This is a genomic window from Variovorax sp. WDL1, assembly GCF_001541225.1.
GTDB lineage: Bacteria > Pseudomonadota > Gammaproteobacteria > Burkholderiales > Burkholderiaceae_C > Variovorax.
Genome location: NZ_LMTS01000163.1, coordinates 167,729 through 181,120 on the forward strand (window position 1 = coordinate 167,729; position 13,392 = coordinate 181,120).

20 protein-coding genes and 1 tRNA gene are annotated in these 13,392 nt (G+C 64.9%); 17 read left to right on the plus strand and 4 right to left on the minus strand.

Annotation, left to right across the window (positions count from 1 at the left end; all coding sequences use genetic code 11):
* Positions 1-2: 2 nt before the first annotated feature.
* Complete coding sequence (radC, locus tag APY03_RS22485) at positions 3-680, minus strand: RadC family protein (protein ID WP_068680196.1); 678 nt, start codon at positions 678-680, stop codon at positions 3-5.
* 63 nt (positions 681-743) lie between these two features.
* On the opposite strand from radC, the gene APY03_RS22490 reads away from it, so the two are divergent.
* Genes APY03_RS22490 through APY03_RS22500 form a run of 3 tightly spaced genes read left to right on the plus strand, consistent with a single transcriptional unit; the run spans position 744 to position 3,129 of the window.
* Positions 744-1,202 (plus strand): FKBP-type peptidyl-prolyl cis-trans isomerase, encoded by a 459-nt coding sequence (locus APY03_RS22490; RefSeq protein ID WP_102906099.1) that lies wholly within the window; start codon positions 744-746, stop codon positions 1,200-1,202.
* A 2-nt stretch (positions 1,203-1,204) separates the two neighbouring features.
* Positions 1,205-2,167 carry a 4-hydroxy-3-methylbut-2-enyl diphosphate reductase gene (gene ispH, locus APY03_RS22495; protein ID WP_068680198.1) on the plus strand — a complete coding sequence of 321 codons (963 nt, stop codon included), beginning with the start codon at positions 1,205-1,207 and terminating at the stop codon, positions 2,165-2,167.
* A complete protein-coding gene (locus APY03_RS22500) occupies positions 2,167-3,129 on the plus strand; it encodes a threonine/serine dehydratase (RefSeq protein WP_068680200.1) in 963 nt (320 codons plus the stop codon). The genes ispH and APY03_RS22500 overlap by 1 nt, the downstream gene beginning before the upstream one ends.
* Here the strand turns inward: APY03_RS22500 and APY03_RS22505 are convergent, their stop codons facing one another.
* Positions 3,130-3,540, minus strand: coding sequence for a VOC family protein (locus APY03_RS22505; RefSeq protein WP_068680201.1), 411 nt, complete (start codon positions 3,538-3,540; stop codon positions 3,130-3,132).
* Positions 3,541-3,598: 58 nt separating this feature from the next.
* Between APY03_RS22505 and serS the strand changes: the two genes are divergently transcribed.
* The 3 genes from serS to APY03_RS22520 all read left to right on the plus strand — a co-directional run bounded on the left by serS (position 3,599) and on the right by APY03_RS22520 (position 6,469).
* Entirely contained in the window at positions 3,599-4,930 is a 1,332-nt protein-coding gene (gene serS / locus APY03_RS22510) for a serine--tRNA ligase (RefSeq protein WP_068680203.1), read from the plus strand.
* Between the two features lie 53 nt (positions 4,931-4,983).
* Positions 4,984-5,074 (plus strand) — tRNA-Ser (locus APY03_RS22515).
* 174 nt (positions 5,075-5,248) lie between these two features.
* The gene (locus APY03_RS22520) at positions 5,249-6,469 is read left to right on the plus strand and encodes a tyrosine-type recombinase/integrase (RefSeq protein WP_068680205.1); all 1,221 of its coding nucleotides are present in this window, start codon (positions 5,249-5,251) and stop codon (positions 6,467-6,469) included.
* Between the two features lie 219 nt (positions 6,470-6,688).
* Here APY03_RS22520 and APY03_RS22525 read toward each other — a convergent pair whose 3' ends face one another.
* Entirely contained in the window at positions 6,689-6,946 is a 258-nt protein-coding gene (locus tag APY03_RS22525; protein ID WP_068680207.1) for a hypothetical protein, read from the minus strand.
* A gap of 164 nt (positions 6,947-7,110) precedes the next feature.
* Positions 7,111-7,605, minus strand: a complete 495-nt coding sequence (locus APY03_RS22530) for a hypothetical protein (RefSeq protein WP_068680208.1) — start codon at positions 7,603-7,605, stop codon at positions 7,111-7,113.
* A 334-nt stretch (positions 7,606-7,939) separates the two neighbouring features.
* Between APY03_RS22530 and APY03_RS22535 the strand changes: the two genes are divergently transcribed.
* From APY03_RS22535 to APY03_RS22580, 11 genes are all read left to right on the plus strand, one after another.
* Positions 7,940-8,206: a hypothetical protein gene (locus tag APY03_RS22535; protein ID WP_068680210.1), complete on the plus strand. Its 267-nt coding sequence runs from the start codon at positions 7,940-7,942 to the stop codon at positions 8,204-8,206.
* A gap of 10 nt (positions 8,207-8,216) precedes the next feature.
* Positions 8,217-8,696 carry a hypothetical protein gene (locus APY03_RS42615; RefSeq protein WP_146039659.1) on the plus strand — a complete coding sequence of 160 codons (480 nt, stop codon included), beginning with the start codon at positions 8,217-8,219 and terminating at the stop codon, positions 8,694-8,696.
* Positions 8,697-8,930: 234 nt separating this feature from the next.
* Positions 8,931-9,158: a hypothetical protein gene (locus tag APY03_RS44315; RefSeq protein ID WP_232081239.1), complete on the plus strand. Its 228-nt coding sequence runs from the start codon at positions 8,931-8,933 to the stop codon at positions 9,156-9,158.
* A 441-nt stretch (positions 9,159-9,599) separates the two neighbouring features.
* Positions 9,600-10,340: a hypothetical protein gene (locus tag APY03_RS41705; protein ID WP_146039660.1), complete on the plus strand. Its 741-nt coding sequence runs from the start codon at positions 9,600-9,602 to the stop codon at positions 10,338-10,340.
* Between the two features lie 325 nt (positions 10,341-10,665).
* A complete protein-coding gene (locus APY03_RS22550; RefSeq protein ID WP_068680216.1) occupies positions 10,666-10,869 on the plus strand; it encodes a hypothetical protein in 204 nt (67 codons plus the stop codon).
* A complete protein-coding gene (locus tag APY03_RS42620) occupies positions 10,866-11,129 on the plus strand; it encodes a hypothetical protein (RefSeq protein WP_068680218.1) in 264 nt (87 codons plus the stop codon). Before APY03_RS22550 ends, APY03_RS42620 begins: the two co-directional genes overlap by 4 nt.
* Positions 11,126-11,455, plus strand: coding sequence for a helix-turn-helix domain-containing protein (locus tag APY03_RS42625; RefSeq protein WP_162487169.1), 330 nt, complete (start codon positions 11,126-11,128; stop codon positions 11,453-11,455). Before APY03_RS42620 ends, APY03_RS42625 begins: the two co-directional genes overlap by 4 nt.
* Positions 11,456-11,920, plus strand: coding sequence for a hypothetical protein (locus tag APY03_RS22565; RefSeq protein ID WP_068680220.1), 465 nt, complete (start codon positions 11,456-11,458; stop codon positions 11,918-11,920).
* A gap of 119 nt (positions 11,921-12,039) precedes the next feature.
* Complete coding sequence (locus APY03_RS22570; protein ID WP_068680222.1) at positions 12,040-12,285, plus strand: hypothetical protein; 246 nt, start codon at positions 12,040-12,042, stop codon at positions 12,283-12,285.
* A gap of 3 nt (positions 12,286-12,288) precedes the next feature.
* Positions 12,289-13,020, plus strand: a complete 732-nt coding sequence (locus APY03_RS22575; RefSeq protein WP_102906091.1) for a hypothetical protein — start codon at positions 12,289-12,291, stop codon at positions 13,018-13,020.
* A 3-nt stretch (positions 13,021-13,023) separates the two neighbouring features.
* Positions 13,024-13,383 carry a hypothetical protein gene (locus APY03_RS22580; RefSeq protein WP_068680226.1) on the plus strand — a complete coding sequence of 120 codons (360 nt, stop codon included), beginning with the start codon at positions 13,024-13,026 and terminating at the stop codon, positions 13,381-13,383.
* Positions 13,384-13,392: the final 9 nt, after the last annotated feature.

Below are 13,392 nucleotides of genomic sequence, written 5' to 3' on the forward strand. Positions count from 1 at the left end.
GCTCACATCAGGCCGCGCGCGGCCATCGACAAGGCCTGTCCCGGCGCGACGATCACGTGGTCCAGCACCCGCACGTCGACCAGCGCCAGCGCGGTGCGAAGGGTGTGTGTCAGCGCCTCGTCGGCGCGCGAGGGCTCGACGCAGCCGCTCGGATGGTTGTGCGCGAGGATCACGGCCGCGGCATGGTGGTGCAGGGCGCGCATCACGACCTCGCGCGGGTACACGCTGGTCTGCGTCAGGGTGCCGCGGAAAAGCTCTTCCAGGGCAATCAGACGGAGCTGCGCATCGAGAAAGAGCGCTGCGAAGACTTCGTGCGGCTTGGCCGCCAGGTGCAACTGCACATAGTGCTTGACGGCCTCTGGCGATTCGAACAGCTCGCGCTCCTTCAGGCGCTGGGCCATCGTGCGCCGCGCCAGCTCGAGCACGGCTGCCAGGTTGCCGCGCTTCGCGCTGCCGCCCAGGCCCTTGATGCGCTTCAAGTCGTCGAGCCCGGCGTGGAGCAGGCCGCTCAGCCCGCCGAAGCTGTCGAGGAGCTCCTGCGCGAACTGCAGCACGTTCTTGCCGCGGATGCCGGTGCGCAGCAGCAGCGCCAGCAGCTCGGCGTCGGCGAGCGCGCCGGGCCCCTTGAGCATGAGCTTTTCGCGCGGTCGCGCTTCGACAGGCAGATCGGTGAAAGACATGGCTGACATGGGCTCTTGGCCCCCTCCCTAAAATACAGGCCCCAGTCTAAAGCCATCCCGACCGTGTCCTCCACTCCCACAGGCGCCAACGTGGCGCCCGGCTCCTTCCTCACGCTGCACTACCGGCTGGCCGGCCCGGCGGGCGACATCATCAACACTTTCGGCGACAAGCCCGCCACGCTCTCGCTGGGCACCGGCGAGCTCTCGCCTGCGGTCGAGCAGCGGCTGATCGGCCTGCCCGAGGGCACGCACGCGACCTTCGAGCTCCCGGCCGGCGAGGCCTTCGGCGAGCGCAATCCCGAGATGCAGCAGTGGGTGGCGCGCAAGCTGCTCGCGCAGATGGGCGACCCGGACGAGCAATACGCGGTCGGCGACGTGGTGCAGTTCCCCACGCCCGACGGCAGCGGCAGCTACGCCGGCGCGGTGGTCGAGGCCAACGAGACGGCCGTGCGCTTCGACTTCAACCATCCGCTCGCGGGCCAGCCGGTGAGCTTCGAAGTGCAACTCATCGGGGTGCTTTGACGATGGCAGTGCAGGAAGTCATCCTCGCCGAGCCGCGCGGCTTCTGCGCCGGCGTCGACCGCGCGATCGAGATCGTCGAGCGCGCCATTGCCAAGTTCGGCGCGCCGATCTACGTGCGCCACGAGATCGTGCACAACACCTATGTGGTGAACGAGCTCAAGGCGAAGGGCGCGGTCTTCATCGAGGACCTGGCCGAGGTGCCTCCCGGCGCGACGCTGGTGTTCAGCGCCCACGGCGTGAGCAAGGCCGTGCAGGCCGAGGCGCGGGCGCGCGGCTTCGAGGTCTTCGACGCCACCTGCCCGCTTGTGACCAAGGTGCATGTGGAGGTCGCCAAGCTCGCGAAAGAGGGCTACGAGTTCATCATGATCGGCCACAAGGGGCACCCCGAGGTCGAGGGCACGATGGGGCAGCTGTCCAGCGGCATCCACTTGGTGGAGGACGTTGCGGACGTTGCGCGTGTCGAGCCGGCGCAGTCCGAGAAGCTGGCCGTGGTCACGCAGACCACGCTGTCGGTGGACGACGCGGCCGAGATCTCGGCCGCGGTACGGGCGCGCTTCCCGAAGGTCCGCGAGCCCAAGCAGCAGGACATCTGCTATGCCACGCAGAACCGGCAGGATGCAGTCAAGCTGCTGAGCCCGCAGGTCGACATCGTGATCGTGGTCGGCAGCCCGACCAGCTCCAACAGCAACCGCCTGCGCGAGCTGGCACAGCGTCTGGGCACCGTGGCCTACATGGTCGATTCCGCCGACGAGCTGCAGCCAGCGTGGTTCGAGGGCAGGGCCCGCGTGGGCCTGACGGCCGGCGCCTCCGCGCCCGAGGTGCTGGTGCGCGAGGTGATCGAGCGCGTCAAGGCGCTCGGTGCGGTGTCGGTGCGCAAGATGGATGGCATCCAAGAGACCCTGAAGTTCCCGCTTCCCAAGGGCCTGAAGCTCGACGACATGCCCGCACCGGGCCATATCTCGTGATGGGCGGCGCCACCATCGACTGGCGTCGCGACATCGAGGCCGCCGCGCTGCGCATCCACGAACACGCCCCGCATTTCCTGCGCAGGACCCCGCTGTGGAAGCTGCCGGGCCGCGCGCTCGGCATCGATGTGCCGGGAGTCGAGCTCTGGCTCAAGCTCGAGCATCTGCAGGCCGGCGGCAGCTTCAAGGCGCGCGGCATGATGAACCGGCTGCTCGCCAACGAGATTCCCGCCAGCGGCGCCATCGTGGCCTCCGGCGGCAATGCCGGCATCGCGACCGCCGCGGCGGCGCAGGCGCTGGGTGTGCATTGCGAGGTCTTCCTGCCCATCGTGTCGCCGGAAGCCAAGCGCGCGAAGCTGCGCGCGCTCGAAGCCACGGTGGTGGTGGGCGGCGAGGCATATGCCGACGCCCTGGCCGCCTGCCTCGAGCGCCAGCGCGAAAGCGGCGCGCTGTTGACCCACGCCTACGACCAGGCCGAAGTGGTGGCCGGCGCCGGTACGCTGGGCCGTGAAATCGAGGAGGAGGGCGGCCTGCCCGACGCGGTGTTGGTCAGCGTGGGCGGCGGCGGCCTGATCGGCGGCCTCGCGGCGTGGTTCGAGCAGCGCAGCCGCGTGGTGGCGCTCGAACCCGAGCGCGCGCCCACGCTCTTTCGCGCGCGCGAGGCGGGCGAGCCGGTGGATGTGGAGGTGGGCGGCGTGGCGGCCGATTCGCTGGGCGCGCGCCGGATCGGCGGCTTTGCCTGGGACATCACGCAACGCCATGTGCGCGACGCCCTGCTGCTGCCCGACGAGGCGATCCGCGCCGCGCAGCTGTGGCTGTGGAAGGAGCTCAAGCTGGCCGTCGAGCCGGCTGCAGCCCTGCCGCTGGCCGCGCTGCACACGGGGGCCTATGCGCCGCGCGAAGGCGAGAAGATCTGCCTGATCGTCTGCGGCGCAAACGTGGACCCGGCGAGCCTGGCCTGATCAGCTCTGCGGCTGGTCGACGTTGACCATCCACGGCACGCCGAACTTGTCTTCGAGCATGCCGAAGCCCGGCGACCAGAACGTGGCGGCATAGGGCATCGTGACCTTCCCGCCCTCGGACAGCGTCCTGAAGAGCTGTTCGCCTTCCTTCACATCCTTCGCCTGGACCGAGAGCGAAAAGCCCTTGTAGCCGTCGAAGGGCATGCCGGGCGGCAGGTCGGAGGCCATGATCTGCTTGCCGCGCGCTTCCAGCGTGGCATGCATGATCTTGTTCTTGTGCGAGTCCGGTGTTTCCTTGCCCATCGGGCTCTCGCCGAAGGTCATGCTGAAGAGGATCTTGCCGCCCAGGCTCTTGGCATAGAAGGCCAGCGCCTCGGCCGCGTTTCCGTTGAAGGACAGATAGGCTTCCATCGAATCTCCTTGGTTCTTGGGAGGGGAGTGATCCTACGCCCCCGCCTAGAATCGCTCGATGCTCGATATCACTCTGTTACGCAAGGACCTCGCGTCGGTCGTTGCCCGCCTCGAAACCCGAAAGAAGAACCAGACCTTCCTCGACGTGGGCAGCTTCAGCGCCCTCGAGGCCGAGCGCAAGAGCCTGCAGACCCGCACCGAGGAACTGCAGGCGCGCCGCAACGCGCTCAACAAGCAGATCGGGCCGCTGAAGGCCAAGGGCGAATCGGTCGAGGCGCTGATGACCGAGGTCAATGCGCTCAAGGCCGAACAGGAGTCCTCCGCGACGCGCCTCGAGGCGATCCAGCCCGAGCTGCAGGCGCTGCTGCTTGCGGTGCCGAACCTCCCGCACGCGAGCGTGCCCGTGGGAGATGACGAAAAAGCGAATCTCGAGGTGCGGCGCTGGAGCCCCAAGGGCGGCAACGGTGCCGATGCGCCGGCGCTCGGCTTCGAGGCACGCGACCACGTGGACCTGGGCACGCCGCTGGGACTCGACTTCGAGACTGGCGTCAAGCTGGCGGGCTCGCGCTTCACCGTGATGAAGGGGCCGATCGCGCGACTGCATCGGGCGCTGTCGCAATTCATGCTCGACATCCAGACCCAGCAGCACGGCTACACCGAGTGCTATGTGCCCTATGTGGTCAACGCCGACACGCTGCGCGGCACCGGCCAGTTGCCCAAGTTCGAAGGCGACCTGTTTGCTGCCAGGAAGGGCGGGCAGGAAGGGGAGCCTGCGCCGGATCATTCGGCGCTGTACCTCATCCCCACCAGCGAGGTGCCGCTCACGAACTTCGTGCGCGACGAGATCCTGGCCGAGGCGCAGCTGCCGCTGCGCCTGACCGCCCACACGCCCTGCTTCCGATCGGAGGCAGGCAGTGCAGGGCGCGACACGCGCGGCATGATCCGCCAGCACCAATTCGACAAGGTCGAGATGGTCCAGGTCACGCATCCGGAGAAGAGCTATGAGGCGCTCGAGGCCATGACCACCCACGCCGAGGCGGTGCTCCAGGCGCTGGAGTTGCCTTACCGCGTGGTCCTGCTGTGCACCGGCGACATGGGCTTCGGCGCGGCCAAGACCTACGACCTCGAGGTGTGGCTGCCGGCGCAGAACACCTACCGCGAGATCAGCTCGGTGTCGAACTGCGAGGCCTTCCAGGCGCGGCGCCTGCAGGCGCGCTTCAAGAACGCACAGGGCAGGAACGAGCTGGTGCACACCCTCAACGGCTCCGGCCTCGCGGTAGGCCGGACCCTGGTCGCTGTGCTGGAGAACCATCAGCGGCCGGACGGATCGATCGTGGTGCCGGCGGCGCTGCGGCCCTACATGGGCGGCCTCGAAGTGCTGCGGCCCTGAAAGGCTGTTGGAAGTCTCTGCTAGAATCGCCGGCTCGACAAACACCAGACTCCGGAGAGGTGGCAGAGTGGTCGAATGTACCTGACTCGAAATCAGGCGTACGGTATCCCCGTACCGTGGGTTCGAATCCCACCCTCTCCGCCAACGTAAGCTTTTAGATCACTTCACGGTGCATCAAAAAGCCCAGAAAGCCCCGCCAGCCGGGGCTTTTTCACATCTGAACGCTTCACATCGCGCTTTGACATTGCATGCTGTTTGGGGGCAAAGTCGGGGGAAGCGGAGGCATTTGCCCCCTGCAGACCTTGATTTTTCCCCCACATGGCCCTGACCGACACCGCGTGCAAGAACGCCAAATGCGACCCCGCCAAGCCCCGTACGCGCTTCGCTGACACGGGCGGTCTGTACCTCGAGGTTTCCGCCGCTGGGGGAAAGCATTGGTACTGGAAGTACCGGTTTGGGGGAAAGGAAAAGCGCCTGGCGCTGGGCGCTTACCCGGGCGTGGGGCTGGCCAAGGCCCGCCGCGATCGTGACGATGCCCGAGACCTCCTGAAGGCCGGCAGCGACCCCGTGCAGGCCAAGGCGGAGAGCAAGCTCGCTCACCGCGTGAAGCTCGACAACAACTTCGAGGCGGTCGCCCGCGCGTGGTTCGAGCACTGGAAGGGCCCGAAGTCGCCCCGGCACGCCGACTACGTCCTGCGCCGCCTTGAGGCCGACGTCTTCCCCCACCTGGGCCCGCGGCCGATCGCCAGCATCACGGCGCCGCAGCTGCTCGCCGTCGCCAAGAAGATCGAGAGCAGGGGAGCGGTCGACATCGCGAAGCGTGCCTGGCAGACGTGTGGCCAGATCTTCCGGTACGCCGTCGCGCACGGCATCCTCGAGCGCAACCCTGCCGTCGACGTGAAGCCCGCCGACGCCCTCAAGCCGCGCGCCAAGACCCACTATGCGCGCGTAGAGGCGAAGGAGATGCCGGAGCTCCTGCGCAAGATCGAGGCGTACCAGGGCACGCCGGCCACGCGCCTGGCCATGAAGCTGATGGCGCTCACGTTCGTACGTACCGGCGAGCTGATCGCCGCGCGCTGGGACGAGTTCGACCTCGAGGGCGCGAAGGAATGGCGCATCCCGGCCGAGCGCATGAAGATGAAAACGCCGCACATCGTGCCGCTGTCGAAGCAGGCCATCGAGGTCCTGCAGACCATCCACGAACTGCGCGGCCTCAGCGGATTGCTGTTCCCCGGCGAGCGGGACCACGAGAAGCCGATGTCAAACGGGACGATCCTCGGCGCCCTGCGGCGCATGGGCTACGCCGGCCGCATGACGGGCCACGGCTTCCGCGGCGTGGCCTCGACCATCCTGCACGAGCTCGGACACCGGCACGACATCATTGAGCTGCAGCTTGCGCACCAGGAGCGCGACGATGTCAGCGCGGCGTACAACTTCGCGACCTACCTGCCACAGCGCAGGAAGATGATGCAGCAGTGGGCGGACCACCTCGACCAATTGCGCGCGGGCGCGAAGATCCTGCCGTTCAAGGCGGCGTGACCAATATGGCACCGGGTGCCACATTTTCCCAAGCTCAGAAGCCGGCACCCGGTGCCGCCTTCGTCCTGCCTCAAGGTCGAGGGCGGGGAGTTTCGGCGATCACACGACGATACCGCCCAAACCCTCGCGGAAGTCGGAGTGACCCGGTGGAACCGGGTTCCACCACCGTCGAAAGCCCGCTGATCCCGCACGGAGTGCGGAATTAGACCAAGCCGTTGGTCAGTTTTCGCGGTACTTCTCGCTCACCAGCGATCCGCCCTCACTACGGACCGTGCCACTGACGAGCGATCGAGTCGGCGGCTTGGTCGCCTCGGCAAGCTCTTCCAAGAGCCTGTTAGTGCGCTTTTGCTCCTCGATCAGCGTCCGCAGAAGCGGCTTGCTTCCAAAGATCGCGAAGGGCATCAAGATCCAAAGTACCGCAATCAGGAGTGCGATGAGCACCCACACGATCATCAATCCGCCAGCTGCTCCGACCATTCTCACTCCTCGTTGTTGGTGGCCGGCATCGTACCCAAAGTGGCAACGTTGCCAGTCCCCTTGTCCCGTGGGACGGTACAGGCAGGGTGGCAACGTTGCCACCTGGACGGGGGCCAGATTCCCCCGGCCGCATGGAATACCGGCATCGGTGGCCGGTATTCGCCTCACGCTTCAAGGCCGCCGTCTTCTTCGTCGGCCTCCCTGCGCCCTTCGTCGACCACCTCTTTCGGGGCAGAGAGATAGACGATCTGGTCCGGCACCAGGGAGAACAACTCCCCGTCGACGTCCATGAAAGTTACTACCTCATCGTTGCCTAGCTCGAGTTCCCAGAACAGCGTGTAGAGGTCCTTCGCATCCTCGGGGGGTGGTTCGGAGATCACCTTGTTCCCAACCAACACGATCTTCATGGGCTCCTCAGGGTCGATGCGGGAATCGGGCGCCCTCGGGGCGGCGTTCCAGAGGAATCGCACGCCCTGAAGATGCTTGAGGTTCACCAGGACGCTGCGGCCATCAATGGTGTCGAACCAAAAACGACGGTTCGCCCAATACTCGCCCTCCAAGATTTTTTCCAGTCTGTCCGACTCGGGCTTCCGCACCTCACAGATGAGGTCGTCCTCTTGGCCAGCGAGGAGAAATCGCAAGAAGTAGGTCTTCGCCATGGTCGCTTATCGGGTTTTTCTCTACTTTATGGATTACAAAAAGTCTTGCGATCGACAACTTTGCGGATTACATTAAGTCCCATGACGAAGCAAGAACGTGAAGCACAGGCCCGAATGGGTCGCCCGCCACTCCCTGAAGAGCAGCGGGCAGTGAATGGTTCCATTCGTCTGACGCCGGATCGATGGACGAAGCTGAGGACGCTGGGCACGGCCTGGCTCAACAAGGCAATCGATCGAGCGAAGTTGCCGAAAGGCTGACCGCAAAAACGAAGGCCAGTAGCGCTTGGACCCGCTACCGACCTTCTGACCATCAATCACTGAGTAGGAGTGAATCATGGCTACCTCGAATGTTATCGACTTTGCATCTGCAAAGCGCAAGATCCTCGCCAAGCGCGCCGCAGCTGCGCGCGCTGCACAGCCGGCCTACGACCCTTTTGAAAGCCCGCTGCTGAAGGCGTATGCCGCCAAGCTTGACCCCGAGATGCTGCGCATCATGCGCACCGCGGTTGCCGATGGCTACGCCCAAGGCAAGACCACCGGCAGCATCGTTGCCTCCGTCCGTCGTGATGCCGTGCGCCAAGCCGCGCGCGCAGCTCTGTAAGGGGCTGGACATGGCAAAGAGAAAGCCTCAGCTGACGCCCGAGATTGGCGCGAGCGACCTGCAGATCACGATCACACCTCGCGCTTGCGTAACTTGGGCGGGTTCGATTGAGCAACTCCGCGCTGAGGGCCTAATCCCTCCCGGCATTGAGTTGCCCAAGCTCGACCAGCCACAGACATGGAACGCTGGCGGACACAAGTTCAGTCTGCACCGCTCGCGACCGGAATGGGAGAAGGGGCGCGCTTGGTGCACCGGAAACTTTTGGTGTCTTCATCGGCTTGAGAAGGGCGTGAGAGATCATGTCAGCTGGGACGACGCCGCCGTCTATCAAAAGCAGAAGGAGCTTGAGCACGAGATCTGGCGGAGATCGCCCGAGGGCCTCCAGATGATTCGGCGGTGGGCCCACGCGGCCACAGATAGGAGCTTTCAGGCCTTCTTGAAGGCGGCCATATTGCCAGACCAGCGCAAGCCCGAGACGGCAGACTCTTGATCGCGCCGAGTGTCCCGCACCCAACGCTCAAGGCGGGGCTCAGGACGCGACGCAGGGGGCTTTGTGGCCCTTCCATGGTCCGTCCTGGACTCGCCGGCCTATCAGGGCCTCAGCATGCACGCGCGGGCCCTTCTGCTCGAGATCGCACGCCAGTGGCGGGGCGACAACAATGGCATGCTCTTGTGCTCGCGGGCGTACATGGCGACACGGGGCTGGAAGTCAAACGACATGCTCATGAAAGCCAGAGACGAGCTCCTGCGCGCGCAGCTGCTGTACCAGACGGTGCAGGGACATCGCCCGAACAAGGCGAGCTGGTACGCGTTGACCTGGTACTCGCTCGACAAGCTGCAAGGCTTCGACGAAGGCTCTGCCCAAGGCTTCGTGCGCAGCGCGTACAAGCCGGCGCCGCTTTTGAGAACGCGACCCTTAGACCGCCTGGCGGGACAGGAGGCACGTCTATAGTCCCGTGGGGCGGGACAGAGACATCGCTCACTGTCCCGTGGGGCGGGACTATAAGGGCCATTTTGGGCACTCTCTCTGTCCCGTGGGGCGGTCACCATCTAGATATGCCATCTACTGCCCCCGGCTGTTCTGTCTTCATGCATGCGGAGTAGGTCGGCAAAGTAGCCCGGCCCCCGTAACGCTGATGAAACGTTACCGAAATAGAGCGCACCGAACGATGCACCAAAGCCCCCCCTTGGGTGACGGCTCCGGGCCCTGGCGGTCACGATGGGTCACGCAATGTCACGCGCGTTGCCAGTCGGCGGCAAGACCCCGAAGTGGCAACGTTGCCACTCGTATGGCACTATTTGAATCGCTGCGTCTAGGCTGATCCCCGAAAACTCGCGAACCTGGCGAGCCGACGCAGCACCTATCTTCAGGTCGGTCGCAGAGGTGGCGTACATGGCATTCACGAGGCGTCGTCCTTCTAAAGAAGAGCTCGACGCGTGGTCAACAGACCAGTTAGATCCAGACAACTGGTTTCGCATCCCAGAGTTCGGCGTCATGCCTCAGCAAGTCGGCTTCGAGGGCTTCGCGTTTCCAGTCGTCTCGCCTGGACACCCGAACTACGAGACGGCGGCGTCTGTTCGCTCGATGCTGAAGGTTGCTCGAGGCCTGATACGGAAGGACTTCGATCGACTTCAGGATGTTCGATCGGCTTCGCTGGCAGCATGGGACAAAGTAGACGCGAAGGCATCGGCGGGGCCCTTTGAGATTGCTTACGACGCAGGAGATGCAGCGCCGACTCGACAGCAGCGTGAACGGCAAGTCGCCGCGATGTTGTACTTGTGTATTGAGTCTGGCTTCGAGATGGCCATGCGGCAAAAAGAGGCGTCAGTGCGTGGCGAGCGAATTGCCAGCAATGCTGCAATGCTCGCAATATGGGCAGCCGGAGACTTTCTGCAGGCAGCAACAAGGATGACCACAAGTGACCGCGCTCGACTGGGAGGTCTGCGCAGCGGTGAGGTAAGACGTGCCAGGGGACTGAACAAGGACGCAGTGGAACGCGTAGCGCGAAGCCTGGGCTGGCCCGAAAAAATGCACGGCGTGAACAAGATCGTGGCTGTTCGTCTGGGCTCCTCACCAGCCCGAGTCGGGCAGATCCTCAGAGAGCTAAAGCCGCCTATCGGAGAAATGAACTAACCAGGGGTCTTGGTTCGTTTCGCCCTACAAGTTTCTACTCGCTCCCATTGCTGCAACCCGCAGCGACATGGAGCGAGTAGATGCAACATAGTGAAGCCCAACGGCAACGGATAACTACAGCGCTGACTTCTAGCCGAGTCGCGACCCATCAGAAGCTTCGCCCGAACGGCGCGAGCACTCTTTGCGGCGTAAGCAAAGCGACGCTGCTTCGCTGGGAGAAGCAGCGAGAGGATTTCCCGAAGCCCGCACGCCCAACCCCGCGGGTGACGCTCTACGACAGGGATCGCTTGCTGGCCTTCATCGAGGCTGTGCAGGGGGTGCCGGCATGAGCGACGCCGAAGCCAAGGCCAAGAAGGCATTCGACGGGCTCGCCGCGCGCGCCGCGATCAATGGCTATACCTGCTACGCCACCACGGTCGGAAACATCGTCCTGAGCCGTCTGGGCGGTGCGTGGCTGTTTGATGGCGTTGCCGCCGCTTCCGCCTGGCTCGACCACCTCTATCAGCCGTCTACGGAGGTTGCCGCATGAGCTGGGTCGAGTGGGACCAACCGCCGCGCGACTCAGAGTTCAAGGATCTCAGCGGCCAGATCTACCGCATGCGCAACCTGCGCCTGCGCTCTGCCATCAGCTACTACGACGCCTGCCAGCACGGCGGGGATTACTGGCTGCTCGCTCCCAACGGTGGGCAGATGTTCGAGGCCGACACGCTGGACGAGATCCGGAAGTGGCTGCGCCTACCTACAGCGAAGCCGGCTGGCAACGTTGCCACGCGGGAGGCGTCGCCATGACCAAAAAAGTAAACCTCGGAGCGATGTCAGTCGCGTCCGAGGTTCCAGAAGAAAGCTATCAGTTGCCTCCGAATTCTACGTCTAAGTCGACTGCGACGGAAGTCCAGATTCAAAAGCTGATCGCGTTTCTGCGGCAACGCCCGCGCCACACGCATGAGCTTCGCATGCTCGGCATAAGCCACCCGGCCGGCCGCGTGCTCGACTTGCAGGAGCGCGGCTACGTCCTGGAGTCGGCGCGCGTAGCCAGTGTCGATTCGGACGGCTTCACGCATCGCGGTGTCGCGCTGTACAGCCTGATCGCCGAGCCTGAAGGGGTGGGGCGATGAATGGCCAAAGCATCTCGCTACAAGGGCCAGCTACGCGACGCGGGCGGGTTCATAGCCATACCCCATGCAGTCGTCGATTCGGCGGCGTACAGGGGCCTCAGCGTCCACGCACGCGCCTTCCTGATCGACGTCGCGCGGCAGTTCAAAGGCTCCAACAACGGAGCATTGCTTTGCTCTCGAGCGCACATGGCGCCGCTCGGCTGGACGTCGAACGACATGTTGACCAAGTGCACGCGCGAACTCGTCGCGGCCAAGTTGCTGCATCAGACAGTCGTCGGGCACCGGCCGAACAAGGCCGCGTGGTTCGCAGTTACTTGGCTCGGCCTGGACAGGCTCAACGGTTTCGACCACGGAGCCGCGGAGAGCTTCGTACGCGGTGCCTACAAGCACGCCGACCCGCTGCCGTCTCCCAAGCCCTCCCGCGCCCAGATGTACGACCGCTGGCGCGCGCCTGCCGCCGCATGAGCGCAACGAGCGTTCAACGGGCGTTCAACGCAAGGGGCTCCGAAGGGGCTTTAAAGCCCTTCACCCCCCGGCCGAAGCCCGGCCACTTCCTCAACCACTGACACGAAAGGTCATTCCCCATGTCCCATACCTCATCCACCCAAATTGCCGCCGAAGAGGCATTCGTTCTGTCGCTGGCAGACCTGACTCCCAGCGAGTCCGCGAAGCTGATTGCCAAGCGCTACGACGGCGCTGCGATGGGCAGTCTGTTCCATCAAGTGGGCTTCACTCCCGGCGAGGCCGCACCGGTCCGGGCTGCACTGACCAAGGTCGTCGGCGCTGCCGAAGCTCTGAATCTCCTGCTGGCCAAGATCGAAGGGAACTGAAACATGAGCAACCACAAATCTTCCCGCCTCGCCATGGTCTCTCGCGCGATCGCGCACTCGAACGAACTGACAGCCTCGACCAGCATGCGGGTCGCGGAGGCATTGGCCATGCTCGACCACGAGCGCATTACCAGCGTGCCGGGGCTCATGAAATCTCGCGATGAAAGGGCCGGGGTCGTCATGGGCGATCGAGACCTTAGCGACGAAGGCAAGCAATCGCGAGTCAAGGGGATAGCCAGCGGCACGATGGGGCACCTCGCCTCTCTCGCGAAAAAGATCGTCGAGATGGAGGCGGAATACCGGAAGGACGCGGCAAGCGCGGTGCCGCTGCCGGAAGCCAGCCCCGCCGACGTGATGATCGACCTTGCGATCGCTGCATACGTGAAGCAGGCAAATCCGAAGCCCTTCCAGATGGAAGGCATGTCTGAGCGTGTGCGGCTTGCTATCGCCCGCACGCCGCCTGAGCTGGCCGGCATCGAGCCCGCCGTGCAGGCCCGCGTCCTCGGTAGCCTGATGGACCCCGCGAAGGCCGTCCAGCTTGGCGATGAGAAGCAGGCGCTGGAAATGGCGCGCAACGTCGTTCAAGCCGCGATCCACGACCTTTCTCCTGATGCGCAAGAAACGCCCAGGGAGATGGTTCGCATGTTCGGCACAGGTTGGAAGTTGCCCGGTGTGGCGGAGTCCATGGCTGAGCGCCTGGCCTCGGAACCCGCCCCGGGCGGATCGGAGGGCTGATCGATGGCCGAATTCTTCGACAACAAGCCGGCCATCGAGGCCCATCTGCTCGACATCGAGCGGGAGCTCACGCAGCCGATCAAGGCCACGCCCGCGCGCCTGCGCGATCGCATCCTTGCCAAGGCGGCGGTCTTCCTGGCCGACTGCATCGGCAAGCGCGCGCTCGAGCTGCACAACGACGTGAGCCGGCGTGTCGCCATGCTGGAGCAGCGCCGGCCCCCGGCCTTCCTGGCCGTGTGGGAGGAGGGGCGCCACTACGGTGCGCAAGCCTTCGTCACCTACGGCGGGAGGCTGTGGCATGCGACCGCTGACACGAAGGCGGTGCCTGGCACGAATGGCGACTGGACGCCGCTGGTGGGCTGACCGATGAGC

Bases quoted from the DNA above. Each gene is read 5' to 3' on its own strand.
- APY03_RS22505 (WP_068680201.1), bottom strand. From the start codon at position 3,540: ATGGAAGCCTATCTGTCCTTCAACGGAAACGCGGCCGAGGCGCTGGCC.
- APY03_RS42625 (WP_162487169.1), top strand. From the start codon at position 11,126: ATGACCAAAAAAGTAAACCTCGGAGCGATGTCAGTCGCGTCCGAGGTT.
- APY03_RS44315 (WP_232081239.1), top strand. From the start codon at position 8,931: ATGAAAGCCAGAGACGAGCTCCTGCGCGCGCAGCTGCTGTACCAGACG.
- ispH (WP_068680198.1), top strand. From the start codon at position 1,205: ATGGCAGTGCAGGAAGTCATCCTCGCCGAGCCGCGCGGCTTCTGCGCC.
- APY03_RS22500 (WP_068680200.1), top strand. From the start codon at position 2,167: ATGGGCGGCGCCACCATCGACTGGCGTCGCGACATCGAGGCCGCCGCG.
- APY03_RS22565 (WP_068680220.1), top strand. From the start codon at position 11,456: ATGGCCAAAGCATCTCGCTACAAGGGCCAGCTACGCGACGCGGGCGGG.
- APY03_RS22535 (WP_068680210.1), top strand. From the start codon at position 7,940: ATGGCTACCTCGAATGTTATCGACTTTGCATCTGCAAAGCGCAAGATC.
- APY03_RS42620 (WP_068680218.1), top strand. From the start codon at position 10,866: ATGAGCTGGGTCGAGTGGGACCAACCGCCGCGCGACTCAGAGTTCAAG.
- serS (WP_068680203.1), top strand. From the start codon at position 3,599: ATGCTCGATATCACTCTGTTACGCAAGGACCTCGCGTCGGTCGTTGCC.
- APY03_RS22580 (WP_068680226.1), top strand. From the start codon at position 13,024: ATGGCCGAATTCTTCGACAACAAGCCGGCCATCGAGGCCCATCTGCTC.
- radC (WP_068680196.1), bottom strand. From the start codon at position 680: ATGTCTTTCACCGATCTGCCTGTCGAAGCGCGACCGCGCGAAAAGCTC.
- APY03_RS22520 (WP_068680205.1), top strand. From the start codon at position 5,249: ATGGCCCTGACCGACACCGCGTGCAAGAACGCCAAATGCGACCCCGCC.
- APY03_RS22575 (WP_102906091.1), top strand. From the start codon at position 12,289: ATGAGCAACCACAAATCTTCCCGCCTCGCCATGGTCTCTCGCGCGATC.
- APY03_RS22530 (WP_068680208.1), bottom strand. From the start codon at position 7,605: ATGGCGAAGACCTACTTCTTGCGATTTCTCCTCGCTGGCCAAGAGGAC.
- APY03_RS42615 (WP_146039659.1), top strand. From the start codon at position 8,217: ATGGCAAAGAGAAAGCCTCAGCTGACGCCCGAGATTGGCGCGAGCGAC.
- APY03_RS22570 (WP_068680222.1), top strand. From the start codon at position 12,040: ATGTCCCATACCTCATCCACCCAAATTGCCGCCGAAGAGGCATTCGTT.
- APY03_RS22525 (WP_068680207.1), bottom strand. From the start codon at position 6,946: ATGGTCGGAGCAGCTGGCGGATTGATGATCGTGTGGGTGCTCATCGCA.
- APY03_RS22550 (WP_068680216.1), top strand. From the start codon at position 10,666: ATGAGCGACGCCGAAGCCAAGGCCAAGAAGGCATTCGACGGGCTCGCC.
- APY03_RS41705 (WP_146039660.1), top strand. From the start codon at position 9,600: ATGGCATTCACGAGGCGTCGTCCTTCTAAAGAAGAGCTCGACGCGTGG.